Origin of the sequence: Halorubrum ejinorense, from assembly GCF_039522565.1 — an archaeon.
GTDB classification, from domain to species: domain Archaea; phylum Halobacteriota; class Halobacteria; order Halobacteriales; family Haloferacaceae; genus Halorubrum; species Halorubrum ejinorense.
Genome location: NZ_BAAADQ010000003.1, coordinates 220,585 through 246,844, shown reverse-complemented (window position 1 = coordinate 246,844; position 26,260 = coordinate 220,585). Strand labels below are relative to the sequence as shown.

29 protein-coding genes are annotated in these 26,260 nt (G+C 70.0%); 11 read left to right on the top strand and 18 right to left on the bottom strand.

Features of this window, described 5'->3' with window-relative positions:
* Window positions 1-48 precede the first annotated feature (48 nt).
* From ABDZ89_RS05690 to tpiA, 4 genes are all read right to left on the bottom strand, one after another.
* Window positions 49-369 carry a cupin domain-containing protein gene (locus ABDZ89_RS05690; RefSeq protein WP_343777357.1) on the bottom strand — a complete coding sequence of 107 codons (321 nt, stop codon included), beginning with the start codon at window positions 367-369 and terminating at the stop codon, window positions 49-51.
* An 85-nt stretch (window positions 370-454) separates the two neighbouring features.
* Window positions 455-1,624 (bottom strand): molecular chaperone DnaJ, encoded by a 1,170-nt coding sequence (gene dnaJ / locus ABDZ89_RS05685; protein ID WP_343777356.1) that lies wholly within the window; start codon window positions 1,622-1,624, stop codon window positions 455-457.
* 82 nt (window positions 1,625-1,706) lie between these two features.
* A complete protein-coding gene (dnaK, locus tag ABDZ89_RS05680) occupies window positions 1,707-3,644 on the bottom strand; it encodes a molecular chaperone DnaK (protein WP_343777355.1) in 1,938 nt (645 codons plus the stop codon).
* 262 nt (window positions 3,645-3,906) lie between these two features.
* Complete coding sequence (gene tpiA / locus ABDZ89_RS05675) at window positions 3,907-4,551, bottom strand: triose-phosphate isomerase (RefSeq protein WP_343777353.1); 645 nt, start codon at window positions 4,549-4,551, stop codon at window positions 3,907-3,909.
* A 130-nt stretch (window positions 4,552-4,681) separates the two neighbouring features.
* On the opposite strand from tpiA, the gene ABDZ89_RS05670 reads away from it, so the two are divergent.
* Window positions 4,682-5,506 carry a DICT sensory domain-containing protein gene (locus ABDZ89_RS05670; protein WP_343777351.1) on the top strand — a complete coding sequence of 275 codons (825 nt, stop codon included), beginning with the start codon at window positions 4,682-4,684 and terminating at the stop codon, window positions 5,504-5,506.
* A 36-nt stretch (window positions 5,507-5,542) separates the two neighbouring features.
* Here the strand turns inward: ABDZ89_RS05670 and ABDZ89_RS05665 are convergent, their stop codons facing one another.
* A complete protein-coding gene (locus ABDZ89_RS05665) occupies window positions 5,543-6,070 on the bottom strand; it encodes a multiprotein bridging factor aMBF1 (protein WP_343777349.1) in 528 nt (175 codons plus the stop codon).
* A 136-nt stretch (window positions 6,071-6,206) separates the two neighbouring features.
* On the opposite strand from ABDZ89_RS05665, the gene aroA reads away from it, so the two are divergent.
* Both aroA and ABDZ89_RS05655 read left to right on the top strand, forming a co-directional pair.
* Window positions 6,207-7,592, top strand: a complete 1,386-nt coding sequence (gene aroA / locus ABDZ89_RS05660) for a 3-phosphoshikimate 1-carboxyvinyltransferase (RefSeq protein ID WP_343777348.1) — start codon at window positions 6,207-6,209, stop codon at window positions 7,590-7,592.
* Between the two features lie 469 nt (window positions 7,593-8,061).
* Complete coding sequence (locus tag ABDZ89_RS05655; protein ID WP_343777347.1) at window positions 8,062-9,210, top strand: ArsA family ATPase; 1,149 nt, start codon at window positions 8,062-8,064, stop codon at window positions 9,208-9,210.
* A gap of 33 nt (window positions 9,211-9,243) precedes the next feature.
* On the opposite strand, the gene ABDZ89_RS05650 is transcribed toward ABDZ89_RS05655, so the two are convergent.
* On the bottom strand, window positions 9,244-9,879 hold the full coding sequence (locus ABDZ89_RS05650) for a DUF2238 domain-containing protein (protein WP_343777346.1): 636 nt from the start codon (window positions 9,877-9,879) through the stop codon (window positions 9,244-9,246).
* Window positions 9,876-10,520 (bottom strand): hypothetical protein, encoded by a 645-nt coding sequence (locus ABDZ89_RS05645; RefSeq protein WP_343777345.1) that lies wholly within the window; start codon window positions 10,518-10,520, stop codon window positions 9,876-9,878. The genes ABDZ89_RS05650 and ABDZ89_RS05645 overlap by 4 nt, the downstream gene beginning before the upstream one ends.
* A gap of 111 nt (window positions 10,521-10,631) precedes the next feature.
* On the opposite strand from ABDZ89_RS05645, the gene ABDZ89_RS05640 reads away from it, so the two are divergent.
* The 5 genes from ABDZ89_RS05640 to ABDZ89_RS05620 all read left to right on the top strand — a co-directional run bounded on the left by ABDZ89_RS05640 (window position 10,632) and on the right by ABDZ89_RS05620 (window position 15,610).
* Entirely contained in the window at window positions 10,632-11,423 is a 792-nt protein-coding gene (locus ABDZ89_RS05640) for a DUF2103 domain-containing protein (RefSeq protein WP_343777343.1), read from the top strand.
* A 159-nt stretch (window positions 11,424-11,582) separates the two neighbouring features.
* Entirely contained in the window at window positions 11,583-12,281 is a 699-nt protein-coding gene (locus ABDZ89_RS05635; RefSeq protein WP_343777342.1) for a LysE family translocator, read from the top strand.
* Window positions 12,282-12,400: 119 nt separating this feature from the next.
* On the top strand, window positions 12,401-13,453 hold the full coding sequence (locus ABDZ89_RS05630; protein WP_343777341.1) for an NAD(P)-dependent glycerol-1-phosphate dehydrogenase: 1,053 nt from the start codon (window positions 12,401-12,403) through the stop codon (window positions 13,451-13,453).
* A 93-nt stretch (window positions 13,454-13,546) separates the two neighbouring features.
* Window positions 13,547-14,206 carry a DUF420 domain-containing protein gene (locus ABDZ89_RS05625; RefSeq protein ID WP_343777339.1) on the top strand — a complete coding sequence of 220 codons (660 nt, stop codon included), beginning with the start codon at window positions 13,547-13,549 and terminating at the stop codon, window positions 14,204-14,206.
* Between the two features lie 81 nt (window positions 14,207-14,287).
* Window positions 14,288-15,610, top strand: a complete 1,323-nt coding sequence (locus ABDZ89_RS05620; RefSeq protein WP_343777337.1) for a M28 family peptidase — start codon at window positions 14,288-14,290, stop codon at window positions 15,608-15,610.
* Window positions 15,611-15,690: 80 nt separating this feature from the next.
* Here ABDZ89_RS05620 and ABDZ89_RS05615 read toward each other — a convergent pair whose 3' ends face one another.
* The 9 genes from ABDZ89_RS05615 to ABDZ89_RS05575 form a co-directional block, all read right to left on the bottom strand.
* On the bottom strand, window positions 15,691-16,134 hold the full coding sequence (locus tag ABDZ89_RS05615) for a DUF7313 family protein (RefSeq protein ID WP_343777335.1): 444 nt from the start codon (window positions 16,132-16,134) through the stop codon (window positions 15,691-15,693).
* 63 nt (window positions 16,135-16,197) lie between these two features.
* On the bottom strand, window positions 16,198-16,944 hold the full coding sequence (locus ABDZ89_RS05610) for an NAD(+)/NADH kinase (protein WP_343777334.1): 747 nt from the start codon (window positions 16,942-16,944) through the stop codon (window positions 16,198-16,200).
* 97 nt (window positions 16,945-17,041) lie between these two features.
* The gene (locus tag ABDZ89_RS05605) at window positions 17,042-17,323 is read right to left on the bottom strand and encodes a DUF7314 family protein (RefSeq protein ID WP_343777332.1); all 282 of its coding nucleotides are present in this window, start codon (window positions 17,321-17,323) and stop codon (window positions 17,042-17,044) included.
* Between the two features lie 10 nt (window positions 17,324-17,333).
* Window positions 17,334-17,765 (bottom strand): DUF7315 family membrane protein, encoded by a 432-nt coding sequence (locus ABDZ89_RS05600; protein WP_343777330.1) that lies wholly within the window; start codon window positions 17,763-17,765, stop codon window positions 17,334-17,336.
* A 75-nt stretch (window positions 17,766-17,840) separates the two neighbouring features.
* Window positions 17,841-18,659 carry a cytochrome b family protein gene (locus ABDZ89_RS05595; RefSeq protein ID WP_343777328.1) on the bottom strand — a complete coding sequence of 273 codons (819 nt, stop codon included), beginning with the start codon at window positions 18,657-18,659 and terminating at the stop codon, window positions 17,841-17,843.
* A 4-nt stretch (window positions 18,660-18,663) separates the two neighbouring features.
* A complete protein-coding gene (locus ABDZ89_RS05590) occupies window positions 18,664-19,473 on the bottom strand; it encodes a cytochrome b (protein ID WP_343777327.1) in 810 nt (269 codons plus the stop codon).
* Window positions 19,474-19,480: 7 nt separating this feature from the next.
* Complete coding sequence (locus tag ABDZ89_RS05585; protein ID WP_343777325.1) at window positions 19,481-19,870, bottom strand: DUF7318 family protein; 390 nt, start codon at window positions 19,868-19,870, stop codon at window positions 19,481-19,483.
* Window positions 19,867-20,514: a halocyanin domain-containing protein gene (locus tag ABDZ89_RS05580; protein ID WP_343777323.1), complete on the bottom strand. Its 648-nt coding sequence runs from the start codon at window positions 20,512-20,514 to the stop codon at window positions 19,867-19,869. The genes ABDZ89_RS05585 and ABDZ89_RS05580 overlap by 4 nt, the downstream gene beginning before the upstream one ends.
* A gap of 95 nt (window positions 20,515-20,609) precedes the next feature.
* Window positions 20,610-21,509, bottom strand: coding sequence for a DUF7319 domain-containing protein (locus ABDZ89_RS05575; protein WP_343777321.1), 900 nt, complete (start codon window positions 21,507-21,509; stop codon window positions 20,610-20,612).
* A gap of 140 nt (window positions 21,510-21,649) precedes the next feature.
* Between ABDZ89_RS05575 and ABDZ89_RS05570 the strand changes: the two genes are divergently transcribed.
* Together ABDZ89_RS05570 and ABDZ89_RS05565 are read left to right on the top strand one after the other, a co-directional pair.
* Window positions 21,650-22,132 carry a DUF7321 family protein gene (locus tag ABDZ89_RS05570; protein WP_343777319.1) on the top strand — a complete coding sequence of 161 codons (483 nt, stop codon included), beginning with the start codon at window positions 21,650-21,652 and terminating at the stop codon, window positions 22,130-22,132.
* A 59-nt stretch (window positions 22,133-22,191) separates the two neighbouring features.
* Window positions 22,192-22,812, top strand: coding sequence for an HAD family hydrolase (locus ABDZ89_RS05565; RefSeq protein ID WP_343777317.1), 621 nt, complete (start codon window positions 22,192-22,194; stop codon window positions 22,810-22,812).
* Window positions 22,813-22,921: 109 nt separating this feature from the next.
* On the opposite strand, the gene ABDZ89_RS05560 is transcribed toward ABDZ89_RS05565, so the two are convergent.
* Window positions 22,922-23,758 carry an MBL fold metallo-hydrolase gene (locus tag ABDZ89_RS05560; protein ID WP_343777316.1) on the bottom strand — a complete coding sequence of 279 codons (837 nt, stop codon included), beginning with the start codon at window positions 23,756-23,758 and terminating at the stop codon, window positions 22,922-22,924.
* A gap of 3 nt (window positions 23,759-23,761) precedes the next feature.
* Complete coding sequence (locus ABDZ89_RS05555) at window positions 23,762-25,615, bottom strand: radical SAM protein (RefSeq protein WP_343777314.1); 1,854 nt, start codon at window positions 25,613-25,615, stop codon at window positions 23,762-23,764.
* Between the two features lie 98 nt (window positions 25,616-25,713).
* Between ABDZ89_RS05555 and ABDZ89_RS05550 the strand changes: the two genes are divergently transcribed.
* On the top strand, window positions 25,714-26,163 hold the full coding sequence (locus tag ABDZ89_RS05550; protein WP_343777312.1) for a hypothetical protein: 450 nt from the start codon (window positions 25,714-25,716) through the stop codon (window positions 26,161-26,163).
* Window positions 26,164-26,260 lie beyond the last annotated feature (97 nt).

The following is a 26,260-nucleotide window of genomic DNA, read 5'->3' as shown; positions in this document are numbered from 1 at the left end:
TCGAGCCGGCGTCAGGGCGCGCCGGCGATGACCGTCTTCGAGCCGGCGTCAGGGTGCGCCGGCGATGACCATCTTCGAGCCGTCCGCGGAGAAGGTGAGATCGCGGGTCGACCCGGGGTCGACGCGGACCGCGTCGCCGGGCGCGAGGTCGACGGCGTCTCCGTCGACGGTGAGCGTCGCCTCGCCGTGAAGCAGGACGTACACCTCCTCGTGGTCGGCGTCGCCGTGGTCGTGTTCCATCCCCTCCCAGCCGTCGTCGGCCTCGACGACGGTCACGCCGAGCTGCTCACAGTCGAGCGCGTCGCGGAGGAAGTACATGCCGGGGGCGCGCGGTTCGACGTCGTCGTAGGCCGTCGTGTCGTAGCCCATGCGTCGACGGACGGTCCGAAGGCTCGAAAAGCCACGGGCCGCGGCCGTCGAGACGCCGCTCCAGCGGCAGGGGGCGGGAGACCGCTCAGAAGGAGCTCTTCAGTTTCTCGAAGAAGCCGCCGCCGACGTCGATGTCCTCGCCGCCCGCTTCGGCGAACGCCTCCAGCGCCTCGCGCTGCTCGTCGTTGAGCGACTCGGGGACGACGACGGCGACCTGAACGTACAGGTCCCCGCGTCCGCGGCGACGGAGCCGGGGCATTCCCTTCCCCTTGAGCCGGAACGTCTCGCCGCTCTGCGTCCCGGCCGGAACGTCCATCTCGACGGTGCCGTCGACCGTCTCGACCTCGACGGTGTCGCCGAAGACGGCCTGCGGGAACGAGACCGCCTCGTTGACGCGGAGGTCGTCGCCGTCGCGCTCGAACCGCTCGCCGACGTCGACGTCGACCTCGATGAGGAGGTCGCCGTTCGGGCCGCCGTTCTCGCCCGGCGCGCCCTCGCGTTCCATCCGCAGGCTCTGTCCGGAGCGGATCCCCGGAGGAATCTCGACCGAGAGCGTCGCGTCCTCGCGGACGACGCCGTCGCCGCCGCAGTCCTCGCAGTCCTCGCTGTACAGTTCGCCCTCGCCCTCACAGCGGGGACAGGTCGAGGTCTGCTGAACTCTCCCGAGCGGGGTCTGCTGGACCTGTTGGACCTGTCCGCGCCCGTTACACTGCGAACACGTCTCGACGTCGGCGTCGGGCGGGTGACCGGCGCCGTCGCAGGTGTCACACTCGGTCGGTCGCGTGAGCGTGACCTCCTTGGTGGCGCCGTCGAACGCCTCCTCGAGGTCGATCGTCAGTCCCGTCTTGAGGTCGCGGCCCTGCCGCGGCCGGTTGCCCCCGCCGCGGCCGCCACCGCCGCCGCCGCGGCCGCCGCCGAAGAACTGGTTGAATATGTCCTCGAACCCCCCGGCACCGCCGGCGCCGCCGGCGCCGCCGAAGGGGCCGCCCGCGCCGCCCGGACCGCCGCCCCCGGTCGCGCCGCGCTTGTCGGCCTCGGTGAACCGGTCGTGGCCCATCTGGTCGTACTGCTGGCGCTTCTGCTCGTCGGTGAGCACCTCCTTGGCCTTCTGTATCTTCTTGAACCGCTCCTCGGCGTTCTCGTCGTCGCTGACGTCCGGGTGGTGTTCGGCGGCCTTCTTGCGGTACGCCTGTTTGATGTCGTCTTCGCTGGCGTCCCGCGACACGCCCAAGACGTCGTAGAAGTCTTCGCTCATTCGTTGCGTTCGTTGATTGGTGTTGATCTGCCGGTCGATTTAAACGACGGGGTCGAGGCGTCGAGGATCGGGTCGGAGCGGGTTACTCCTCGTCGTCGTCTACGTCTTCGAAGTCGGCGTCGACGTACTCCTCGTCGTCGCCGTCGCCGCCGGGACCGGCGCCGCCGGGGCCGGCAGCACCGCCCGGACCGGCACCGCCGCCCATGCCGCCCATGCCGCCCATGCCGCCGGGACCGGCGCCGCCCGCGCCGCCCGGACCGGCCTGTGCGGCCTGTCCCTCGTACATCTGCTTGCCGATCTCCTGAAGCTCTTCGGTGAGGGCCTCGGTGGCGGACTCGATCTCGTCGGTCTCGGCGTCCTCGTCTTCGAGGACGTCCTCGACGTCCTCGATGGCCGCCTCGATGTCGGCGACGAGCTCGTCGTCGTCGAGCTCCTCCTCGTTCTCTTCTAAGAGGGTCTCGGCGCGCTGTATCGTCGTCTCGGCCTCGTTACGGGCCTCGATCCGCTCGCGGCGGGCCTCATCCTCCTCTTTGTGCTTCTCGGCCTCCTCTTGCATCTGGTCGATCTCCTCGTCGGAGAGGCCGACGCCCCCCTCGATGGTGATCGACTCGGCGTTGCCCGAGCCCTGATCCTCGGCCTCGACGTTGACGATGCCGTTCTCGTCGATGTTGAACGAGACCTCGATCTGCGGGGTTCCCGCGGGCGCCGGCGGGATACCGGAGAGCTGGAAGGCGCCGAGCAGCTCGTTCTCCTCGGCGATCTCGCGTTCGCCCTGGAAGACGCGGACGTTGACCGAGGTCTGGTTGTCCGCGGCCGTGGTGAACACCTTCGACTCCTCGGTGGGGATCGTGGTGTTCTTCTCGATGAGCCGCTCGAAGAGACCGCCCTTCACCTCGATACCGAGCGAGAGGGGGGTCACGTCGAGCAGCACGATGTCGTCGACGTCGCCGGAGAGCACGCCGCCCTGGACCGCCGCGCCGAGCGCGACCGCCTCGTCGGGGTTGACGTTCTTCTTCGGCTCCTGGCCGACGAGCTCCTCGACTTTGTCTTGGACCTGCGGCATCCGGGTCGACCCGCCGACGAGGATGACCTCGTCGATGTCCGACTTGGAGTAGTCGGCGTCGGAGAGCGCCTGTTCGGTCGGCTCGACGGTGCGCTCGATGAGGTCGGAGGTGAGGTTCTCGAACGTCGCACGCGTCACGGACTGTTCGAGGTGGACCGGACCGCTGTCGGTCGCGGTGACGAACGGGAGGTTGACCGTCGTCTCCTTTTTGTTCGACAGCTCGATCTTCGCCTCCTCGGCGGCGTCTTTCAGTCGCTGGAGCGCCTGCCGGTCGTCGCGGAGGTCGATACCGTGGTTGTTCTGGAACTCGTCGGCGAGGTGGTCGATGAGCGCCTCGTCCCAGTCGTCGCCGCCGAGGTCGTTGTCGCCGTTCGTGGCGACGACCTCGTAGACGCCGCCGCCCAGATCGAGGACCGACACGTCGAACGTGCCGCCCCCGAGGTCGTACACGAGGACGGTCTGGTCGGACTCGTCGTCGAGGCCGTACGCCATGGAGGCGGCCGTCGGCTCGTTGACGATGCGCTCGACCTCGAAGCCGGCGATCTCGCCGGCGTCCTTCGTCGCCTGTCGCTGCTTGTCGTTGAAGTACGCGGGGACCGTGATGACCGCCTTCTCGACGTCGTCGCCGAGGTACTCCTCGGCGTCGCGTTTGATCTTCTGGAGGATCATCGCCGAGACCTGCTCGGGCGTGTAGTCCTCGTCGCCGATCTCGACGGTGTAGTCGGCGTCGCCCATGTGCCGCTTGATCGACTGGATCGTGCGGTCTGGGTTCTGGACGGCCTGGTTCTTCGCCGGCTTGCCGACGAGCCGCTCGCCGTCGTCGGCGAACGCGACGACCGAGGGCGTCGTCCGGTCGCCCTCGGCGTTCGCGATGATCTCGGGCTCGTCGCCCTCCATCACCGCGAACGCGGAGTTGGTGGTACCGAGGTCGATACCGAGAATCTTGTTGCTCGCCATCTTGGTCACAGGTAGCGGCTTGTTTCGGTTAAAGGTTACTAGACGCGACGATCCAGCCGGACAGACGAAGTCGCTGCCGTCGTGCGGTTTCTCGATCGTGTGAGTCGCTCACATCGATGTCTTTATACAGATCCGCAAACGCAGCAGCCACGGCTCGTCGGTCAGGGGCCGGTAGGGGGTCGCTCGCGAGTCGATCGCTACGGAAAAACGAGCGTGGGCCGGGATCGTCCGATTCGACGGCTCTCAGTCGGGGGCTTCCGCCTCAGATCCCGGAGACGAGGTCTTCGAGGACGGCTTCCGGGTCGTCGGCCTTCGCGACCCCGGAGGCCAACAGGACGCCGGCGGCACCGAGGTCGCCGGCGGCGGCGACGTCCTCGCCGGTCGAGACGCCGGCGCCGCAGAACACGTCGACGCCGGAGTCGACCGCCTCCGCGGCCGCGACCGCGTCCTCCACGATCCCGGGGTCGGCGGTGGAGACGGAGACGTCGCCGCCGATGAGTTCCGGCGGTTCGACGGCGACCGCGTCGGGACCGAGCGCGGCGGCGGCGCCGATCTGCGCGGGGTTGTTCGCGCAGACGACCGTCTCGAGGTCCGCGCGCTCGGCGGCCGCCACCGAGCCGTCGATGTCGGCGAGTTTCAGCCGCTTCTCGGAGTGGTTGATGAGGGTTCCCTCGGCGCCGTTTTCGGCGGCCGCCTCGGCGAGCGTCGAGCCGGTGTGCGACCCGTGCGCGTTCGGCGAGACGTGTTGGGCCCACGTCTCGACGCCGGTGTCGGCGACGCGAGCGAGGTCGGCGGCCTGCGGCGAGACGGCGATGCGCGCGCCGGACGCCTCGGCGACGTCGCGGGCCGCGGTCGCTACCTCGATCGGGTCACACGGGTACGCCTTGAGGTTCACCAGGATGAACATACCCCTACTCGCGGGCCGCGGGCGCAAATAGCTTCATACTCCGGCGGCTGTCGGCCCCGATGCCCCCGACGTCCAAGGTGGCCGGAGCATAAACGCCCTTATACCGCCGTACTGTGGGTGCGACAAGGAGATGTCCCTCATCGAGCTCATCGCCGGCGTGGAGGCTCGCAAGGCCACGTTGGCCGTGTTCAACGCCGATCCGGAGGTCACGACGGCGCTCCGCGAACACTTCGCCGACCGCAACATCCGGATCGTCGACGAGCGGAGCGAGGCCGGACCGGACGGCTACGCCGTCCTCTCGCGCGACGGGGAGTTCGTCACCGCGGCGGCGGTCACCGACCTCCTGCCGGGCCTCGGGGGCACGGCGGACGCCGACGGCGACGGTGGGGCACCCGGAGACACCGAGTCGACCGGGAACGGCGAGGGAGCGCTCGGTCCCCCGGACGACGCGCGAATCGGCAAGCCGATCCTCGACCACCTCGACGAGACGATGTTCACCTCCTACTCGCGCGGCGACATGGTCGCCGCGTCGCGGGAGATCGAGGACCGCGCGTGGCGGGTCGGCGACGGGGAGCTCCACGCGGGGTTCCAGACGCTCGACGTGCTCAGCGGCGAGTCCGACACCTACGACCTGCTCGGCGAGAAGTCGGACCTCGACGTTCACGCGTACGCGGCCGCAGAGGGCGACGCGCCCGACGTGGAACACTACACCGTCCACACGGGTCGGACCGCCGAGATACGCGAGACCTGGTTCGTCGCCTACGACGGCGGCGGGTACGACGGCGCCAAGTGCGCCCTGCTCGCGGAGGAGCGCGCGCCGGGCGAGTTCTACGGGTTCTGGAGCTACGACCCCGAGACGGTCGACTACATCATCGACTACCTCACCGGTCAGTACGGCGTCCAGTCGACGGACGGCGGCGCGGAGAGCGGTGCGAGCGCGGACGAAAAGCGGTAGTTCGATCGCGGCGGAACGGGCCGAGACGACGGCCGCTCAGTCCTTCCGTTTGACGACGTCGCCGAGCGTCATCGTTCCGGGGTCGTCGGTCTCCCAGTCGGCGTCGTCGGACGACTGCCCCTCGACGAGCGAGATGTCGAGCGCGCCTTCGAGCTTGCGCTGGACGTCGTCGGTCGGGAGGGTGTCGCCGCGTTCGAGCTTGCGGATGAGACTCGCCTTCTCGTTGAGCTGATCCGCCAGCTCCTCTTGGCTCAGTCCGCGGGACTCGCGCGCGTTCCGGATCCGATCGTCGTAGTCGGTGGCGATCTCGTCCATGTCGTCGAACATGTCGCGTGGGCGGGTCGAGCCGCCGGAGCTGCCCGAGCTGCTCGACGAGCCGGACGACGAGGACGACTTCCCGGTGCTGGAGCTGGTGGAGTACTTGCCGCCGCCGGAGCTCGTCGACTCGTCGCGGACCTCGGTCCCGAAGTCCGTACACGAGCTACAGAGCTCCAGTTCGGCGCCTTCGACCTTCGTCGTCGTCAGCGAGGCCTCCTCGGCGCCACACATCTCACACTGGGGCATACGCGACGCTAACGCTCCCGGTGGTATAAAGGGTGTGCCGCGGCGTCGCGTCGACGCCGTTCGCGTTTCGATGCCCCGCCCGTCGCAATCGTGCCGCGGTCGGTACCGACTTGTCGCCGCGGCCGGCAGGGGGTGTATGGACGTCCGCGTCACGCACTCAGACCTCCGAGGGACCGCCCGCGCGCCGCCGTCGAAGAGCTACACCCACCGCGCGCTGCTCGCGGCGGGCTACAGCGACGGCGCGACCGTCGAATCGCCGCTGATCTCGGCCGACACGCGGGCGACCGCCCGAGCCGTGGGCGCGTTCGGGGGGGCGGTCGCGCCCGCGGACGCCGAGGGGGCGGGCGCCGACGCCGGGTCCGACCTCACCGACGCCGACGCGCTCGCAGTCGAGGGGTTCGCCGGGCGGCCCGGCGTCCCCGACGACGTGATCGACTGCGCGAACTCGGGGACGACGATGCGGCTCGTCACCGCCGCGGCCGCGCTCGCGGACGGCGCCACAGTGCTCACCGGCGACGAGTCGCTGCGCTCGCGCCCGCAGGGCCCGCTCCTCGACGCGCTCGGCGACCTCGGCGTGCGCGCGGAGTCGACGCGGGCGAACGGGCGGGCGCCGCTCGTCGTCAGCGGGCCGCTCGCCGGCGGCGAGGTCGCGATCCCGGGCGACGTCTCCTCGCAGTACGTCACCGCCCTGCTCATGGCCGGCGCCGTCACCGACGAGGGGATCGCCGTCGACCTCACGACGCCGCTGAAGTCCGCGCCGTACGTCGACATCACGCTCGAACTGCTCGCGGACTTCGGCGTGGAGGCGACGCCGCTCGACGAGGCCGGTGACGCCCTCGACGGCGCCGCGGGGGCCGCCGGCTTCTCGGTTCCGGGCGGACAGACGTACGCGCCGAGCGACGGGACCTACGCCGTCCCCGGCGACTTCTCCTCTATCTCGTACCTGCTCGGCGCCGGCGCGGTCGCGGCCGAACCGGGCGAGTCGCTCCGGATCGAGGGCGCGCGGCCCAGCGCGCAGGGCGACGCCGCCATCGTCGAGATCGTCGACCGCATGGGTGCCAGCGTCGACTGGGACCGCGAGGCCGGCGAGATCGGGGTCGAACGCGCCGACCTGACCGGCGTCACCGTCGACGTGGGCGACACCCCCGACCTGCTCCCGACGATCGCCGCGCTCGGCGCGGTCGCGGACGGCGACACCCGGATCGAGAACTGCGAACACGTCCGCTACAAGGAGACCGACCGCGTGTCGGCGATGGCGGAGGAGCTGTCGGCCATGGGCGCGGAGACGACCGAAGAGCCGGACGTCCTCACGATCCACGGCGACGAGAGCAGTCTCAAGGGAGCTACCGTCGACGGCCGCGCGGACCACCGGATCGTGATGGCGCTCGCGGTCGCCGCGCTCGCTGCCGAGGGCACCACGACGATCCGCGGCGCCGAGCACGTCGACGTCTCCTTCCCCGGCTTCTTCGACGCGATGGCCGACCTCGGGATGGACGTCGAGCCCGACGGCGCGATCGAATAACCATTTATAAACAAACGGCATTGCGGCGGCGCGTGCCTCCGAGCGCCCGCAGGGCGCGAGGAGCACGCGCGAGGGACGCCGCGAACGCCCGCAGGGCGTGAGCGGCGAGGCTGGGGAGGCGTGAGGCGCGGTTGCTGTGCTGGGCGGGGCGGGACTCAAAGGGGCAGCCGCGAGGGCGCCGTAGGCGACGCAAGCACTGGAACGAGGAAGCGAACGCAGTGAGCGACCGAGTGAAGCGCGCAGCGAGCGTACGGCGCCCTCGCGGCTGGGGCTTTGGAGGAGTTCTCTGCCGATCCGCAACCGACTATTTATAAGTAGATTGCTAGGGCTTCGGGCGTGTTCGCCGTCGGTGCACACGCAGCCATTCATAAGCGATCGACTGAGCATTCGGGTGAGTTCGCCGCGGAAACGACGTTGATAGCTTATCGGGACCGACGAGTACACAAGCCCGCCGGAACGACACGTCGGTATGGACGACATCGACGTCGAGCCGGTCGACCGCGTCGACGAGCCCGAAGGCGATGGTGCCGTCGAACCCGCAGAGACGGACAGTTCCCTCGCCGTCGACGACGACCTCGCCGACCTCCCGGCGGGCGTCGACGCGCCCGACTACGTGCTGTACGGCGGGAAAGGCGGCGTCGGGAAGACGACGATGGCGGCCGCGACGGGGCTCGCCTCGGCGGCCGGCGGCGTCCGGACGCTCGTCGTCTCGACCGACCCCGCGCACTCGCTGTCGGACACCTACGAGACCGACATCCCCGCCGAGCCGGCACAGATACGGGAGGACATGCCCCTCTACGCCGCCGAGATAGACCCGGACGCCGCGGTCGAGGAGGGGATGTTCGGCGCCGACGCCGACCCCCTCGGCGGCCTCGGCGAGATGGGCGACGCGATGGGCGGGATGGGAGGCCCCGAGGGCGAGGACGGGGAGGGACTCGGCGGACTCCTCGGGGGGACGATGCCCGGCGCCGACGAGGCCGCGGCGATGCGACAGCTGCTGGAGTACCTCGACGACCCGCGGTTCGACCGCGTCGTCGTCGACACCGCGCCGACGGGTCACACCCTCCGGCTCCTCCAACTGCCGGAGATCATGGACTCGATGCTCGGCCGCGTGATGAAGCTCCGCCAGCGCTTCTCCGGCATGATGGACGGGATCAAGGGGATGTTCGGCGGGGGCGACGACGACCCCGACCCCTCCGCGGACCTGGAGGAACTGCGCGAGCGCATCGAGCGGCTGCGGGCCGTCCTCCGCGACCCCGCAAAGACGGACTTCCGCGCCGTGATGATCCCGGAGGAGATGAGCGTCGTCGAGTCCGAGCGGCTCGTCGCGCGCCTCGACGAGTTCGAGATTCCGGTGAACACGCTGATCGTCAACCGCGTGATGGAGGGCGTCGGTGACGTGACGGGCGGGGACGGGTCGGGCATCGACCCCGAGTGGGTGGTCGAGCCGAACCCCGACAGCTGCGAGTTCTGCGCGCGACGGTGGGACGTCCAACAGAACGCGCTCCGGCAGGCGACGGACCTGTTCCGCGGCCGCGAGGTGAAGCGCGTGCCGCTGCTCGCGAACGAGGTTCGTGGCGAGGCGGCGCTGCGGGTCGTCGCCGCCTGCCTGAACTGAGCGACCTGTCGTCTCCGGCCCGCGGCCGGGTCGCTACTCGGCCGCGCTCCCGAGCAGTCGGTCCCGGACCGTCTCCGCGATGCCGGTGAGGTGCGCCTGTCCGAACAGTCCGACGAGAATCGCTCCCGCCGTGTTGTACATGAGATCGAGCACCGTGTCGTCGAGGCCGTGCTGCGCGAGCGGCATGTCGATGCCCGTCTCGGTCGCGACGATGTCGAGCCCGAACTCGAACAGCTCCCAGAGCACGCCGAACGCGAGGACGATGACGACGATGAAGACGAACGCGAACCGCGGCGGGATCCGGATCCCGTCGCTGTGGAGGTCGACCGCCCGCATCGTCGTGTACCCGACCGCGGCGACCAGCGAGGCCGACAGCGCGTGCGTCATGTGGTCCCACCACTCGACGCGTTGGTAGAACCCGGCCGACCCGACCGTGTGGAGGAACACCGCCATCGTGATCCACAGGGCGAGCCACGGGTCGAGCGGGAGGTCGTACCGACGTTCCAGCGTCGCCGGGATCAGCGTGACGAGGAAGGCGATGATCCCGTTGCTTATCGCCTTCTGTTCGCCCGCGACGAAGCCGTAGGCGACGATGCCGATCAGGAGGACCTGCATCGCGCCGGTGAGGCGCCGCTGCGATTCGAGGGAGGGGCGCGGAAGCAGCCTCATCGCCGCACCACCCGCCGAATGACGCGGCGGAGCTGCCGGCCTCGGCGCCGGAAGTAGCCGTCGAAGAGGATCCCCGCCGCGAGCCCCGCCAGCGTGACGTACATCCACTCGAGCATCAGCGCGTCGTTCGTCGTGAGGAACTCGGTGCCGACGCGCTGGTCGAGGTTCCACCGGAGCACCGTCCACACCGCCGCCGTCGCCAGCGTCGCTAACACGACGAAGAGGACCGCGAACCAGTGGGTCACCCGCAGCGTGGTGAACATGTGGAGGTCGACGGTGATCACGAGCGCCAGCGCGGCGATGGCGACGTACGTCGCGAACGTCCCCAGTTCGCCGCCGAAGACCGCCCGCACGAGGACCGGCAACAGCGCGAGGGTGACCAACTCCGCCGGGAGCATTGCCCGCCAGTCCCGCGCCGCGACGGTGGGCGCGAGGACGACCGCCCCCAGTCCGACGACGATCGCCGCGGAGAGCAGGTCGTAGTCGAGGGCGCTCTCGACGAGCACCCCAGCGAGAGCCGCGATCATCGCCCACGCGACGAGCGCGTTAAGCCGTCCGTCACGGACCAACCGCGCCAAGCGATCCTCTACGGTCTCCGCCTCGGCGTCGCCCCCGTCGGCGCGACGTCGATCTCCATCCATGTCCGGTACGGACGCCCGGGAGGGTAATAAGGAGTCGCTCCGAGCCCAGGTCGGAGACGGAACCGACCACCGAACGGACGCCCTTTTATTCCGTACAGCCGTTGAATACGTATGAACTGTCGGCGGTGTGGCACCCCGATCGAGAAGCCGGGGGACTTCTGTCTCACCTGTAACACCGCCAACGCCGACGCGGTCGTCGCCGAGTTCGAGACCGACCGCGCGCACCTGACCGTGCTCGACGAGGACGCGGTGGTCGGCGAGACGACGGTGACGACGCGCCCGGAAGAGGGCGAGCGCCTGAGCGAGGTCCAACTCCGAAACTTCGCCGGCCGCGTCGCCGACGAGATCCGTCGGAAACGCCCCGAGACCGTCTACGCCGCCGGCGAGCGCGAGCCCCTCCGCGAGACTCGCGCGCAGCTCCACCACGAGTTCTACCGCGTCCCCGACGCCGGAGCGGGCGGGCGCGACCGACGAGAGCGGAGTCGGGGGAGCGGCGGGAACGGCGAGACCGAGAGCCCGGTCGTCGCGTGGGTCCTCGACCGACGCGGCGACCGGTCGCTGGCGGTGGTCGAGACGCCGCCGCGCGAGAAGATCGGCGGGTCACACTCGACGCTCATCGGCGGCCGCAAGGGGCGAAAGGCCGTCCAGACCGTCGCGGAACACCCGCACGTGAAGAAGATCGTTCCCGGCCCCATCGACGCCGGTGGAACCGGGTCGCGGACCGGGCTCCGGGCGAAGGCGACCCGCGCCGGAACCAACGGCAACGTCCGGCTCCTGCTGCGAGACGGCTCCAGCGTCCAAGAGAACCGTATCGTCACGACGGCGATGGACCGCGAGACCGGCGAGCGCGTCCGCGAGGACCTCAACGAGGCGCTCCGCGACGCGGAGCTCCAAGACGCGTAGCCGACCCCCGGCAACCGATCTCATCTCCTCGCTCCGCCCGACCACCGTGTGCGATTCCGTCCGTCGATGCGCCGATTCCGACCACACGTCCCGGTGTCGGGCGTCACCGAACGCCTCTCTGTCGCGGGCTTTTTCACGAAAACGGGCGTTTCGAGCGGTGTGAGCTCCCTCGTCACTCTCGGCGCAGGCGTCGTCTTCGGGCTGGCGCTCGCGGCGCCGCCGGGGCCGATGAACGCGGTGATCGCCGAAGAGTCCGTTCTCCGAGGGCGGCTGGCCGGATTCCGAGCCGGTCTCGGCGCGGCCACCGCGGACGCGATCTTCTTCGTCCTCGCGTACGTCGGCGTCGTCGCCGTCGTCGAATCGTTCCCGCTGTTACAGGGCGTCATGGTCGCCGTCGGCGGCGTCCTGATGCTGTACTTCGCCGTCGGCGCGGCGAAGGGGGCGCGAGCGTCGTTCCGCCCGACCGAGGGGGAGGAGCCGGTCGTCGAGGAGGGGAAGGGGTTCCGCAAGGCGCTGGTGCTCGCCCTGACGAACCCGTATCAGGTGCTCTTCTGGCTGACGATCGGCGTCGGACTGCTCCGGCCTGGCGAGCTCGACGTGCTCGCTCGCCTCCCCGTCGTCGGCGCGGACCTCGCCGGAACCCTCGTGGTCGCCACCGGTTCGCCGGCGCTCATCGGCGGGTTCTTCCTCGGCGTGTTGACGTGGATCGTCGGCTTCCCGACCGGACTCGTCGCGGCCGAGCGGCGGATCGAGACGTTCGCGCCGATCGTCGCCGTCGTCTCCGCCGTCGTCCTCGCCGGGTTCGGCGTCTACTTCCTCTACGACGCGGCGACGACGCTGTCGCCGCTAGTCGCCTGAGCCCAGCCCCCGCTACCGCCTCGCAGCGACCGACACCCGTGACCGGCTCGCAGCGACCGACACCCGCGACCGCGACTGACATGGACAACGGCTTTGACCCGTCGGCGCGACCGTCCCGTATGTTCGAGAAGACGACGTGGATCAAGCTCCCGCGAAACGTCCTCGTGGGACACGACGTCCTCGACGACCTCGGCGACGCGGTCGGCGAGCTCTACCTCACCGGGCGCCCGCTGATCGTGACGAGCCCGACGCCGAACGACATCGCCGGCGACCGCGTCCGGGCGCAGTTCGACGACCCCGCGACCGCCGTCGTCGAGGAGGCCTCGTTCGCGGCCGTCGAGAACCTGATCGAGACGGCCGAGGCGGTCGATCCCGGCTACCTGATCGCCCTCGGCGGCGGGAAGCCGATCGACATCGCGAAGATGGCCGCCGACCACCTCGACGTCGGCTTCGTCTCCGTCCCGACGGTCGCCTCGCACGACGGTATCGTCTCCGGGCGCTCGTCGATCCCAGAGGGGGACACGCGCCACTCCGTCGCGGCGGACCCGCCGCTCGCCGTCGTCGCGGACACGACGCTGCTCGCTGACGCGCCGTGGCGGCTCACCACCGCCGGCTGCGCGGACATCATCTCCAACTACACCGCCGTGAAGGACTGGCGGCTGGCCCGCCGGCTGCGGAACGTCGAGTACAGCGAGTACGCGGGCGCGCTCTCGGAGATGACGGCGGAGCTGCTCGTCGAGAACGCCGACATGATCCGCCCCGGCCTCGAGGAGTCGTCGTGGGTGGTCGTGAAGGCGCTCGTCTCCTCCGGCGTGGCGATGTCCATCGCCGGATCGTCGCGGCCCGCCTCCGGTGCGGAACACCTCATCTCCCACCAACTCGACCGGATCGCGCCGGGGAAGGCGCTCCACGGCCACCAGGTCGGCGTGGCGTCGATCATGACGGAGTACCTCCACAGCGGCGAAAACGGTCGGTGGGACGCCATCCGCGACGCGCTCGCCGAGTTGGACGCTCCGACGACCGCGGGCGAACTGGGGGTCGACGACGCGGAGCTGCTCGCCGCGCTCACGAGCGCCCACGAGATCCGCGACCGCTACACCATCCTTCAAGGCGGGATCAACGAGGAGGCGGCCGTGGAAGTCGCGACCGCGACGGGCGTCATCGACGGGTGAGTTCGGCTCGCCGCGGGAGCGACGGCGTCGCCCGAGGCGGGCGGCTCGGTCCGACCTCGAAAGGCCAATAACGCTGCCGGAAGTAGGTCCGGTATGTCCACCGCCAGCGTTCGCGACAGGGCCAAAGAACGGGCCGGTGCCGTCACCGTCCTCCTCACGATCGTCGGCTACGGTGCCGTCGGCGGCGTGTTCCTCGTCCCACAGTTTCAGGCGCTGTTCCCGACGCTCACGAAGGGGACCGTCGACCTGCTCGCGCACGGCATCGCCGCCGTCAACACGGTCACGGTCGTCACCCTCTCGCTCGGGTGGTACTGGATCCGCAACGGCGAGGTGAAGAAACACGCCGCGGCGATGACGACGTCGTTCGTCCTCATCCTCCTCTTCCTCGGGATGTACCTCCCGAAGGTCGCCGGCGGCGGCACGAAGGAGTTCGTCCTCGACTCGTCGTACGCCTGGGTGCCGCTGTGGGACTGGGTGTACCCGGCGTACCTCGTCATGCTCGCGATCCACATCATCCTCTCAGTCGTCTCCGTGCCGGTCGTGCTCTACGCCATCGTCCTCGGACTCACGCACACCGAGGAGGAGCTCCGAAACGAGACGCCTCACCGCCGCGTCGGTCGGATCGCCGCGAGCGCGTGGATCCTCTCGCTCGCGCTCGGCGTCGTCACGTACCTCCTCTTGAACCACCTGTACGACTCGACGTTCGCGGCCGCGGAGGCCGCGGCGGTCCTCCTGCCGGCGCTGCCGGTCTGAGCGCCGCGCGCCCCGAGGACGCGTCCCGGCCGCGCCCGCCGCCATCGAAACGCTTGACTCGGGGGCGTGACACCCACGTTCATGACCGATTGGATCGGAGAGACGTTCACGAGCGACGCCGGCTGGAACCACCTGATCGACCTCGTCGACCTCGACGACCGAATGGCGGGCTCGGCCGGCGAGCGCGAGGCGCTGGAGCTGACCCGCGACGCGTTCGCCGAGGCCGGCGCGCGGAACGCGGCGATAGAGGAGTTCGAGATCCAAGGCTGGGAGCGCGGCGACAGCGCGGTGCGGGACGCGGCGACCGGCGACCCGCTCGCGCTCGGCCCGAACGCCTGTATCGCGCTCCCGCGGAGTCCGAGCGGCGAGGCGACGGGCGAGCTCGTCGACCTCGGTCACGGCGTCCCCGCGGACTTCGAGGCCGACCTCGAAGGGGCGGTCGTGATGGTCTCGTCGGACACGCCGGAGTCCGTCGACCGGTTCATCCACCGGCGTGAGAAGTACTACCGCGCCGTCGAGGCCGGCGCGGCCGCGTTCGTCTTCGCCAATCACGTCGAGGGGACGCTTCCACCGACCGGCAGCGTCGGAACCGCCGACGCGCCGATCGGCGACGTTCCGGCCGTCGGCGTCTCGAAGGAGACCGGCGCCCGCCTCTCGCGGCGGAACGAGGGCGACGACCTGACCGTCGCGGTCGACTGCGAGACGCCCGCGGCGACGAGCGGTAACGCGGTCGCGGAGCTGGGCCCCGACACCGACGAACACCTGATCGTCTCCTCGCACGTCGACGCCCACGACCTCGCCGAGGGCGCGATGGACAACGGGGCCGGGACGGCGACCATCGTCGAGGTCGCGCGGGCGCTCGCGGCGCGGGAAGACGAGCTCGACGTTCGGGTCCGGTTCGCCGCGTTCGGTGCCGAGGAGGTCGGTCTCGTGGGGTCGTCGGTGGCCGCCGAGGCGGCCGACCGAGACGCGGTCCGCGCGGTCGTCAACGTCGACAGCAACGTGTTCGGGCGGACGCTCCGCCTCGACCACCACGAGTTCGACGCGCTGGCGGCGGCCGCCGACCGAGTGAGCGACCGCTTCGATCACCCGATTTCGACCGGCGGGGAGTTGGTGCCCCACAGCGACCACTGGCCGTTCGTGAAGCGCGGGATCCCCGGCTACATGGTCTCCGGCGAGACCGACGGGCGCGGCCGCGGGTGGGGTCACACCCACGCCGACACGCTCGACAAACTGGAGTCGCGGAACCTCAGGGAGCAGGCGATCCTCCTGACCGAGCTCGTCGTCGACCTCGCGGGAGCGGACGCGTCGATCCCGCGGCGGGACCACGACGACATCGCCGCCGCGCTCGAAGCGGAAGGGAAGGCGACCGGGATGAAACTCACCGGCGACTGGCCGTTTTAGCGAATCGACAGGGGAGAAAACCGGGCGGGAACGTCCGCCGCCGCGGTCGACCGCGATCCAATCCGGCGCCGGAGCGCGTCTCAGGCGATGACGAACTGGTTCCAGATCCCTTCGACGATGAAGAACAGCGCGTAGTACGACGACCACACCAGCACGATGACCGACGCGGCGATCGAGCTCTTGGGCGCTTCGATCGTCATGTCGTTGCGTGCCTCGACGTTGCGCGCCTCCAGTTCGAAGAGGTCGGCGATGAACATCGCGAGGACGAGGACGGAGAGGATCGTCCCACTGACCGGTGCGTCGAGGATGAACAGGAAACAGAGGAGGACGAGCCCGACGTTGGTGAAGACGTGCGGCGTGTACGGTTCCACGCTGTCGGCGTCCCGTCCCTGGGCGACGTGCTGTCTGTGCGCGAGGTGTCGCGTGGCGAGGTTGCCGACGGTCATCACGAAGATCGCGTACGGCAGCACCGGTCCGACGGCCGACAGCCAGCCGAGGGGAACGAGGAACTGCAGTGGGTCCATATCCACCATTTCCGTTCACGACCTATTAGAGTGTTTCCGATCGACGCGCTCGCGGACGAGGCGTCACTCCGCGGTCGGTGAGAGGAGATCGACCGTCGTCGCAACTTCGATCCGGACCACGTGGTGCGGTTCGACGGTCCCCAGTCGGCTCCCGTCGACGACGAGCGCGACGGGCTCTTCCTCGCGTTTCACCGTGACGCGAACGCCGCCCGTCGCGACCCACGTGTCGGGACTGGTGGTGAACGGGGCGACCGGGACGACCGCGAGTCCGCCCCCCGGCGACACCACGGGCCCTCCGGCCGCGGCCGCGTACCCGTCGCTGCCGAGCGGCGTCGCGACCACGGCACCGTCCGCGCGCACCGAGACCGACTCGCCGTCCGGGAAGTCGATCCCGTACTCGGAGATCCGGGCGGGTTTCCCGGTCACGAACGCGACGTCCGCGGCCGCGAACCGCCGGCGGTCGTCGCCCGCTCCGTCCACCGACAGGACGGGATGCGCGACCCGAGAGAGGCCGTCGAACGCCGGCTCTGACCCGCCGATACCCTCGACGAGGGTGTCGATCCAGTCGCCGGCGTGATCGGCGCCGACCGCGTGACGACCGGCTCCGACCGGAAGGATCGGAACCGACGGCGCGTCACCGTCCGCGACCGCGCGCACCGCGTCCCGCAGCGCCGCCTCTCCCACGGCGACGATCGCGTCGGCGTCGGACCGGTCGACGAGGCGCGCGCCGGCAGCGGTCGCTGCGGACCGTGTCGTCGCTACCGAGTCGCCGTCGCCGAGAACCGCGAGGCGGCGCGTCGGCTCGCTCATGCGCAGGGGTGGGGCCAGCGGGGGTGAAAAGCTCCCGGTTCGTCGCAGCGCGCGGTCGCGCTCTCGTCGCGGGAGAAGGAGGAGACGGACGGCGCGCTCAGTTCGCGGCCGCGTCGTCGTCGCCGCCGAGGGAATCGCGGATCTGACGGCTGACGGGGATGAGTACCCAGAACGTCAGCGCACCGAGAATCATCAGCCAGAAGAACGCGTCGCCCGCGAGCAGTCCGACCTCGCCGTAGGCCGTGTTCACTCCTTCCGCCGGGTTCACGAGCTGAACCACCTGATAGTACGACGGGGTCCGGTACCAGCCGCCGAAGGTGATCCACCCGAGGCCGCCGATCGTGAAGAGGGCGAAGCCCTTCATGAACTCGTCTGCCATTACCTGACTCTTAGCTGGCGTCGTCTTGAGACTTTCCCATCCCCTGTCCGCGGAATCGGGTCCCGAGCACGTACACGGCGGTTCCGAGGAGGATGAAGCCCACGCCCGTGATCGCCAAGATCGCTACGAGCACGTCTTCCGGCGGGAGGAGACCGGCGCTGTCGAGCAGGTAGACGATGGTCGTGCGGATGAAGCTGATCTGGAGCGTCGCGGCGTCGATCAGGGTGAAGCCGATGAAGTAGGTGACGACCGCGGCCAGCGTCGAGAAGACGGTGACCGCCTTGTACAGCCTGAACGGGACGACGATCTCGCGACCGCTCGGTCCGTCGCGCGGGCCGGTCGGCTCGCTGCGCGGGTCGTCGTCCGCGTCGCCGTCGCGGGCGATCGGGTCGCCGGTCTCGTCGAACGCCTGCGCGGAGTCGCCGTCTGTTGAGGATGACATGGGTAAGGAAGCCGCGGAACGGCACGAGGGGACCGCGACCGCGGTGTGGTCGCGGGAGCGGGCGTTTTCCGGCCGTTACTTCGGCGGGCGCAGCATGAAGTACCGGCGGTTGAGGTCGTACATGTACCCCTCACGCATCGTCTTCAACACCGCGTAGGTGAGGATGGCCCCCGCGACCGGGAGCATGAACACGAGCGTGAGCAACAGCTCCTGTTGGAACGGGATGAAGTTCTGAATGGCCAGCACCGCCAGCGTGAACGCGAGGATGACCCCGGCCACGCCGAGCGCGGCCCATCCGGGCTCCTCGACGGGACGCCGCGCGTTCCCCTTGTTGAGGAAGGGAACGAGCGTGATGACGCCGAAGATGATCCCGTGTGCGACGAGCCCGTACAGCTCGTTGGACATGACGATGTCACCGCCGAGCACCGCGAGTTCGGGGTTGATCGGAGCGAGCTTCAGCAGGCCGAACGACCAGTAGAGGTACCAGTCGGGGAGGATGATGGCCGGCGTGGAACCGGGATTCGCCGGGTCACCGAAGTGCGACGGGATGATCGAGGCCACGAGCAGGATGATCCCCAGGAAGAACGAGGTGATCGCGAGGTTACGGATCGTCTCGTGGGGCCACGTCGGGAAGCCGAGCACGTCGCGCTCGACGTACGTCGACTCCGCGCGCAGGTCTTCGTCCTCGCGCCGCGAGCGCTCGAAGTACTGGTAGGTGAGCTGTGCGAGTCCCTGGCTGCGCTCCTTGCGCTCGGACCAGGTCGGCGTCTCGTCGTCCGGCGGGACCGTCGCCGGCGGGCCGCCGTCGGCGCGCGCTTCGCCGTCGGTCCCGCCGTCCGTGCGCGCTCGCTCGTCGGTGCGGCCGTCGGTTTCGGGGGTTGTGTCGTCGGTCATTGGATTAGTGCGGTTCCGCGATGCCCTGCACCCAGACGATGCCGACGTGGATCGCGATGAGCGCGGTGACCACGAACGGCAACACGAAGACGTGCAGGATGTACATTCTCACGAGCGTCGCCTGTCCGAGGGTGAACCCGCCGAACAGCAGCTGGGCCGCCCACTCGCCCACGATGGGGGTCGCGAGCGCCAGTTCGACGCCGATCTGTGCCGCCCAGAAGGACAGCTGCTTCCACGGGAGAACGTAGCCCGAGAACCCGAACAGCAGCGTCAGGGCGATGAGCACGACGCCGAGGATCCAGTTGACCTCGCGCGGCTCCTTGTACGCCCCGGTGAAGTAGACGCGCAGCATGTGGAGGAACACCGCCGCCACCATGAACTGCGCCGACCAACGGTGGATCGACCGGAGCATGAAGCCGAACTGGACGTCTTTCATGATCATCACCATCGAGTCGTACGCGGCGGTGGGATCGCCTTGCGCAACCGCACCGGCGGTCGACGGCGCGTAGTAGAACCCGAGCAACGCGCCCGAGACGGCCGCGAGTAGGTACGCGATTATCGAAAGGGACCCGAGCGAGTACAGCGGGTACCAGTACCAGAACTTGTTGTCGAGGTCGTACTGTTCGGTGTGGCTCTTCGGCATCTGGAGGTTCGCGCGGTAGTACATCGTCTCCAGCAGTTCGAGGTAGTCGACGATGCGGAGCCGCTTGTCGAGCCAGATGAGCGTGGTCAGGAACGCCGTCTCGATGGCGGTGAGGTCCTGACTCTTGAGCCACGCGTTGTGGTCCATGTCGTCTTGTTTCTTCAGACTCATTGTCGAATCACTTCTTGTAGTACGGGTAGACGGCCCGTTTCAGCGTGTCCGCGAGACCGCCGGTGTCGATGGTCTTCCCGTCTTTGTCCTCCTCGCTGATGTACAGGTCTTCCCACTTGCGACGGCGTTTCTTGACGATCATCACGTCGGGCAGGAACTCCTTCCGGTAGAGCAGGAGGATGAACGCGAGGTCGATGAAGATGAGCGCCAGCAGCGCGCCGACGTACATGTTCCCGGCCTCCGTCGTCGCCCACGCGGACATCAGTCCGTAGGTGAAAAGCGAGACGAAGACGACCTCGATGACCGTCAGGAGAACGATCGCGATCGCGGCCGCAGTGCTCTCGCGGGCGGGCTCGTAGCGGTGGATGTCACCGTACGAGGAGTTGCCGGAGCTCATCTCGCACCCCCGTGCCCGGTGTGGGCCGACTCGCCGTACTTGAGCATGTAGAACGTGAACACGAACGTCATCCCGATACCGAGGATGGCGGAGATACCGACCCAGTGGGCGTGAAGCGGGACGCCGACCTTCGCGATGTCCTCCGGCCACCCGGTGTTCGCTCCGCCGACCTCGACGGTGGCGACGTCCTCACCGACGGCGATGCCGCCGTGCATGCCGACGGCCGCGTGGGGCACACACTGGTAGTGGGTGATGCCGGCGTCCTCGCTGGACGTCTCGTACTCGTAGGTGTAGCCTTCCTCGCCGACCGCACTACCGCTGTCGAGGCTGGCGGGGCCGCCGTCCTCGACCGTCTGGACGTTGTGGTCGCCGCCGGCGCCGGTCCACTCCCAGACGATCGTCGTCCCCTCGTCGACCCACACGAGGGTCGGGTCGAACGCGAGCCCGTTGCTGCCGGCGCCGACCGAGATGGTCACCTCGTCTTGGCCGCGGGCGTCCGTATAGGACCCGACGTTTCCGCCGGCCGCGCCGCTCGGCCAGTCGGGCTGTACCTCTTGTGCAGCCGCCGTTCCGGTCGCCCCGGCGGAGGCCGCAACGGCGGCGGTCGCGCCGCCGGCCGTCCGCACGAAGTCCCGCCTTTTCATACAGCCTCACTCAGGACGGCGTGCGCTTAAACCCACCGACTGAAACCGCCAACGTGGAGGAGGTTTCGGGGCCTGAGACCGCCGAAATCGGCGGATTACTCCTCTCGCTCGGAGTCGGCTGCGGCGGCGTCCGTGTCGGTCACCACGCCGTCCTCCACGGGCACGAACTCGGGGCGCTCCTTCGCCTCGCGGAGCGCGCGCAGTCGGTCCCGATACTCCTCCGAACGGAACCGGTCGGAGAGCCGCGCGTTGGCCACCATCGCGAACAGGAACACGCCGACCAGGAGGAAGACGACGCCCATCGTCGGCGCGACGATGGTGTTGAGGTCGGCCACGGCGCTCGCGACGAGGAGGGCGACGCCGGCGAGCACCTGAACCGCCGCGACGGCCTGTATCACGAGGTTGCCGAACTCGCCGGACCCCTCCGGGACCGTGTCCGGGTGCGGCAGCGACCAGTCGTCCGGCGGCTCGGGTACGTCGTACGAGTCCATCGCCGCCAGCGCGACGACGGGCTCGATGTCCCTGAGGACCGTCCCCTCGCCGCTGACTTCGCCGGTGGGGCGGATGATCGCGTACCCCTCGTCGGAGTAGACGAGGATCCGCTCTTCGCCGTCCTCGCGGACGCGCTCCAAGACGCCGAACACGTCGCGCGTCGCGATCCGGGACTTCAGTTCCGCGTCGACGCGGTCGAGGAGCCGGTCGCCGGTGATCCACGTGTCCGGATCGAAGGCGGCGTCCCACTCGTCGGCGCTCATCCGGGCCATGTCGGACGGGCCGAAGTCGTCGAAGTCGTACTCCGACTCGACCCGTTCGCGGAGCGCCTCGATGTCGTCGTCTCCCGAGGCGCCGCCGTTTGTCCCGGCGGCGGCCAAAGGACCGCCGTCATCGCCCCGAGCTTCGCTCTTCGGGTCGGACTCGTCCGGCCCGTCGGGTGCCGGGTCGGCCGACTCCTCCGGCGGCGAGTCCGGCTCCGACCGCGTCGAGGTGTCGTCCATCAGCTCGTTCGTACGTGCTCCTGACGCTAACTGTTTTCGTCCGCGTCCGGGCCTCGGGAAATCGGACACCGCGCGTCGGGCGGCAGCGTCGACGGAGGCGGATCGGGGGGCTTTACGCGCCGGAGACCGTACGCATCGATATGGTCGACGAGTCGGTCATCGCGGCGGTCGCCGGGCTGTCCGTGACGGCGAGTTTCCCGTTCCTCCTGTACGGGGCCTGGATCATGATCGACGCGGAGACGGTGTCGTGGAACGTGCTGATGCGGCACCTGCGGTACATCGTCGTCGGACTGGTGCTCACCACGGTCCCCATCGTCACGTGGATGGTCCCGCGCGTCCTCGATCAGGTGAGCGGGATGGCGATCCTCCACGCGTTCTTCGGCGTCCAGGCGTACGCCCTGCTCGCGTTCGCGCTCACCGGAATCGTGCGGATATTCCAGGCGAAGCGGAACGCGGACGCCTACGAGGACCTCGACGTCGACATCGACGAGATCCACGAGGACATGGGCCACTGGCGGAAGCGCCTGCGCGCCGGCGTCGCCGGGTTCATGATCCTGTGGCTGTGCGCGTGGGTGACGGGGATATACCGCCTCGTCACGCTTCATCTCGTCTCGATGTTCTGACCGGAACGGGTCGCGCCGACCGACAGGTTCAATCCGAGTTTGCCCCTAAGGGGAGTATCGTGGCAGTCACCTTCGATCTCTTCGGGACCCTCGTCGACGTCGAGTATCCGTCCGACCCGGCGGAAGCGGTCGCGCGCGAACTGGAGTCCCGAGACGTGGCGGTCCCGGACGACTGGCACGTCGCGTACGGCGAGCGACACGTCGAGGCGCCGGCCGGCGCGGAGGTCCCCCTCCCGGCCCACGTCGCCCGCGCGCTCGACTCGCGGGGCGTCGACGTGACGCAGAACGTCGCCAGACACGCCGTCGTCGCTGCGTTCGACCCGGACGTGACGCGGCGCGACGGGGCGGTCGAAGCGGTCCGCGGCGCGGGAGAGCGCGGTCCCGTGGGGTTGCTCTCGAACTGCGCCGTCCCGGAGCTGGTCCCCCGGACGCTGATCCGGGCGGGGCTCCGCGGCGAGTTCGACGCGGTGACGACGAGCGTCGGCTGCGGCTGGCGCAAACCGCACCCCTCGGCGTTCGAGGCCGCCGCGGAGGCGCTGGGCAGCTCCACGCCAGCGCTCACCCACGTCGGTGACGACCCGGAGACCGACGGGGGAATCGTCGCCGTCGGCGGGCGCTTCGTCGACGTGACGGAGACGCCGCTGTCAGAGGTCGTGGCGGAGCTCGAAGCGGAGCAGTAGTCGAGCGGACGGGAGAGGGATCTGTTGCGGGCGCGACATCGACCGCGAACGGCGAGTCGTCGACAACCGCGAGCCGCGCGTCCGGAAGCGGTCACCCCCTCGTCCGGGGTCAGTCAAGCCCGTGTTTCGACAACCGCGCGCGCCACGCGGCGTCGATCCGCCCCTCGGCGACCAGCTTCGCGACGTGGGCGGCGACCGTCGCCCGCGCGAGGTCGCGGACGCCGGAGACGTCCTTCTCGTAGGCGCCGTCGACGACCGCGTCGAGATCGGCCGCGCCGTCGTCGATCGCGGCGATCACGTCCCGCTCGCGGTCGAGCCGGTGGTCGATCAGCCGGTCACACGCGGCGGCCGGATCGCCGATGGCCGGTCCGTGTCCGGGGAGCAGCCGGTCGTACCCCGCGTCGCGCACGCGCTCGAGGCTCGCGAGGTAGGCGGCGAGGTCGCCCTCCGGAGCGGCGACCGCGACGCTCCCCTCGGCGACCGCCAGGTCGCCGCAACACAGCGCGGAGCGCCCCGACTGCTCCCCCGGTTCACCGACACCGAACGCGACGTGATCGGGCGCGTGCCCTGGAGTGTCGACGACGCGGACCGCGGTGTCGGCGACCGTCTCGCCCGGCGCGACCGTCCGGTCGGGCTCGACGCCGGCCGCGTCGACGAACCGGTCGACGTGCCCCTCGCGGGCGACGACGGTCGCACCCGTCATGTCGGCGTAGCCGGCGACGGCGCCGACGTGGTCGGGGTGCGCGTGGGTGACCGCGACCGCCTCGACGCCGGGGTCGTCACGGTCGCCCGACCCGCGCTCCGCGACGGCGGCGTCGAGCGCGTCGGTCCGGGCCGCCGGGTCGACGAGGACCCCGTCGAGGAGGTACGCGTTGGTGGTCCCGCCGGGAGCGCGCGTGTCGACCGGGACCTCGATCCGGGTGACCGCGGCGTCGTCGCCCGACACGCTTCAGTCCCCGCGCCCGAGCGACGACCGCGCGGCCGGCCCGGGTCCGGAGCCTGCGCGGTCGCGGCCGGGGATCGGTACGTCGGTGTCGTCGGCGACCGCGTACGCCGAGAGGTCGGCGACGCCCGCGTCGACCGCGTCGACCGACTCGTAGGGGCGCCCGACGACGACGTCGCCGGCCGTGTTCCGGTTGATGCCCGGGATGGCGGTCAGCTCGTCCATCGAGGCCGAATTCACGTCGATCGGGTACGGAACCCCCGTCACGGAGCGGTAGCCGTGATCGGTGATCGCCACGTCGATGCTCGTTCCCAGTTCGCGCTCGCCCGGAACCGCGACGAGGAGCGCGTACGTGCCCAGCTGGCGGCCGAACGTCTTGCCGTCCTGGTGGTACTCGAGGTAGACGTCCGGGAGGACGGTCCCCGGCGGGACCACGCGGTCGAGCATCGGGTTGTCGATGGTCTCGCGCACCTCTCGCTTGTACGCCTGGAACTGGTCTTTGTGCTCCTGTGCGATCTCGGCGCCCGTCTCGGCCATCTCGGTCCCGGCGAACGCCATCACCTGCCGGATGTTGATCCGTCGGAGCATCAGCCCCTCGTCGTAGACGGTCTGGAGGAACCGCTTGTTGTGCTCGTACGTCTCGGGGCGCTCGCCGGTCAGCCCGTGAACGAGGTTGATCCCGGGGAGCAGCTTCGGCAGCCGCGGCGATGCGTCCGGCCCGGTCGACGGACCGGTGACGCGCGTCGGGTCCCCGGGGGTCGTCTCGGGTGTGTCGCCCGGGCGCCAGCCGCCCTCCTCGTTGACGACCCGGACGGCCTCCAGACACTCCTCGGCGGAGACGAGCAGGTTGTTCTCCTCTCTGACGACCGGATCGGCGGATTCGAGACCGAACGCGGCCGTGTCGCCGGGCGTGTTGTGCTCGGCGATCACTCGGATGGCCTCGCGGGACGCCTCCGGGTAGTCGGTGATCGTCACCGGGTTCATGTTGTCGAGGTGGAGCGTCCGCAGGTCCGGGGCCACCTCGCGGATGCCGCCGTACAGCTCGCGCAGCGCGTCCGGGTTCGGCGCCTCGCCGTCCCCGCCGTACGCGAGGATGTCGGCCTGGCGACCGAGCCGGAAGTGCGCGACGCCGCGGTCGGAGAGCGCGTCCACCTCGCCGACGACCGAGTCGGGGTCCCGGAACGCCGGGTCGCCGTACAGCGGCTCGGTACAGAACGAACACCGGTAGGCGCAGCCGCGAGAGGTCTCCATCTCGCAGATGAGGTAGTCCGGGTGGTTCGGATGTTGCTCGACGACGAACGCCCCCTGCCGGGCCCAGCGACCGACCTCGTCGTTCGTCCGCATCCGGTTGCCGTACCCCTCTAACCCCTCGCGGACGAGGTCGTGGGCCGCGGCCTCGACGTCCCCCATCGCGACGAAGTCGTAGTCGAGGTCGTCCCGTTTCGTCTCCTGTGCGCCGGCGTTCTCCTCGCCGACGCCGAACCGCACGGGCCCGCCGAGCAGCGTCACGCCGTCTGCGGTCCAGCCGAGTTCGCGCACCTCGTCCGGCTCGGCGGGAGTCCCGCCGACGTACTTCCCGGGCACCGTCATCCCGCCGACGTACACCATGAGGTCCGCGTCGGCCACGTCGGCGTGTTTCGACCGGTCGTCGCGGAGCTCGTCGATGGTGTGGTAGGTGATCCGCGACTCCGGAACCCCCGCGTCGACGAGCGCGCCCGCCGTGTACCGCGGGTACGTCGAGAGGTACGGCGGGACGCCGAAGTGGGCCGGCTCGTCGACGTAGCCGTCGACGATGGTGACGGAGAGGTCGGCCGGATCGGCCGGGAGAGAGCCGCGACCGGCCGCCGAAGGATCGCTCATGTTACCCGGAGTAGGCGGCCGAGAGGGGAAAAGCGTGCGGAAGGTCCGCCGGGAGCGACGCCGGATCGCTTATGTCGGAACGCGCGGAAGCGCCGGCCATGCCCTCCGAGACGCCCACCACCGGTGAGACGCGTTCGGGCGGCGGTGCGCCCCCAGCCGCAGACGAGTCCTCTCGCTGGCAGCGGGTCGGAAACTACGTGTCGTTCGCCGCGCTCTGCGCGCTCGCCGCGATGGAGTTCCTCGGTGCCAATCCCCGGCCGTGGGGACTCGCGGCCGGCTGGGCCGCGGCGACCGCGGTCGGCCTGGGACCGATCGCGTGGCTCGCCCGCGACCGCCTCTCGCCGGACCGCTACGAGACGCTGACCTACGTCGCCTTCGGCGCCGCGGTCCTCGCCATCTCCGCCGGGCTGGGAGCCGCGCTCGCGTTCGGTGTCCCGTATTACCCGTACGGTCCCGGCTTCCTCGCCGGCGTGGCGTTCGGCACCGCAGTCGTCGTCGTCGCCGAGCGCGCGGTCGTTCCCGATCGGCTGTGCAGCGCGGGCATCTGATCGCCGGGACGCTCGATTCGTCCGACGCGACCGCCTGATCGCCGGGACGCTCGATTCGTCCGACGCGACCGCCGCCGCCACGCCGTTTAAGCCCTCG

Coding starts and splice junctions, on each gene's coding strand:
- ABDZ89_RS05690 (WP_343777357.1), bottom strand. CDS start 369: ATGGGCTACGACACGACGGCCTACGACGACGTCGAACCGCGCGCCCCC.
- dnaJ (WP_343777356.1), bottom strand. CDS start 1,624: ATGAGCGAAGACTTCTACGACGTCTTGGGCGTGTCGCGGGACGCCAGC.
- dnaK (WP_343777355.1), bottom strand. CDS start 3,644: ATGGCGAGCAACAAGATTCTCGGTATCGACCTCGGTACCACCAACTCC.
- tpiA (WP_343777353.1), bottom strand. CDS start 4,551: ATGTTCATCCTGGTGAACCTCAAGGCGTACCCGTGTGACCCGATCGAG.
- ABDZ89_RS05670 (WP_343777351.1), top strand. CDS start 4,682: ATGTCCCTCATCGAGCTCATCGCCGGCGTGGAGGCTCGCAAGGCCACG.
- ABDZ89_RS05665 (WP_343777349.1), bottom strand. CDS start 6,070: ATGCCCCAGTGTGAGATGTGTGGCGCCGAGGAGGCCTCGCTGACGACG.
- aroA (WP_343777348.1), top strand. CDS start 6,207: ATGGACGTCCGCGTCACGCACTCAGACCTCCGAGGGACCGCCCGCGCG.
- ABDZ89_RS05655 (WP_343777347.1), top strand. CDS start 8,062: ATGGACGACATCGACGTCGAGCCGGTCGACCGCGTCGACGAGCCCGAA.
- ABDZ89_RS05650 (WP_343777346.1), bottom strand. CDS start 9,879: ATGAGGCTGCTTCCGCGCCCCTCCCTCGAATCGCAGCGGCGCCTCACC.
- ABDZ89_RS05645 (WP_343777345.1), bottom strand. CDS start 10,520: ATGGATGGAGATCGACGTCGCGCCGACGGGGGCGACGCCGAGGCGGAG.
- ABDZ89_RS05640 (WP_343777343.1), top strand. CDS start 10,632: ATGAACTGTCGGCGGTGTGGCACCCCGATCGAGAAGCCGGGGGACTTC.
- ABDZ89_RS05630 (WP_343777341.1), top strand. CDS start 12,401: ATGTTCGAGAAGACGACGTGGATCAAGCTCCCGCGAAACGTCCTCGTG.
- ABDZ89_RS05625 (WP_343777339.1), top strand. CDS start 13,547: ATGTCCACCGCCAGCGTTCGCGACAGGGCCAAAGAACGGGCCGGTGCC.
- ABDZ89_RS05620 (WP_343777337.1), top strand. CDS start 14,288: ATGACCGATTGGATCGGAGAGACGTTCACGAGCGACGCCGGCTGGAAC.
- ABDZ89_RS05615 (WP_343777335.1), bottom strand. CDS start 16,134: ATGGACCCACTGCAGTTCCTCGTTCCCCTCGGCTGGCTGTCGGCCGTC.
- ABDZ89_RS05610 (WP_343777334.1), bottom strand. CDS start 16,944: ATGAGCGAGCCGACGCGCCGCCTCGCGGTTCTCGGCGACGGCGACTCG.
- ABDZ89_RS05605 (WP_343777332.1), bottom strand. CDS start 17,323: ATGGCAGACGAGTTCATGAAGGGCTTCGCCCTCTTCACGATCGGCGGC.
- ABDZ89_RS05600 (WP_343777330.1), bottom strand. CDS start 17,765: ATGTCATCCTCAACAGACGGCGACTCCGCGCAGGCGTTCGACGAGACC.
- ABDZ89_RS05595 (WP_343777328.1), bottom strand. CDS start 18,659: ATGACCGACGACACAACCCCCGAAACCGACGGCCGCACCGACGAGCGA.
- ABDZ89_RS05590 (WP_343777327.1), bottom strand. CDS start 19,473: ATGAGTCTGAAGAAACAAGACGACATGGACCACAACGCGTGGCTCAAG.
- ABDZ89_RS05585 (WP_343777325.1), bottom strand. CDS start 19,870: ATGAGCTCCGGCAACTCCTCGTACGGTGACATCCACCGCTACGAGCCC.
- ABDZ89_RS05580 (WP_343777323.1), bottom strand. CDS start 20,514: ATGAAAAGGCGGGACTTCGTGCGGACGGCCGGCGGCGCGACCGCCGCC.
- ABDZ89_RS05575 (WP_343777321.1), bottom strand. CDS start 21,509: ATGGACGACACCTCGACGCGGTCGGAGCCGGACTCGCCGCCGGAGGAG.
- ABDZ89_RS05570 (WP_343777319.1), top strand. CDS start 21,650: ATGGTCGACGAGTCGGTCATCGCGGCGGTCGCCGGGCTGTCCGTGACG.
- ABDZ89_RS05555 (WP_343777314.1), bottom strand. CDS start 25,615: ATGAGCGATCCTTCGGCGGCCGGTCGCGGCTCTCTCCCGGCCGATCCG.
- ABDZ89_RS05550 (WP_343777312.1), top strand. CDS start 25,714: ATGCCCTCCGAGACGCCCACCACCGGTGAGACGCGTTCGGGCGGCGGT.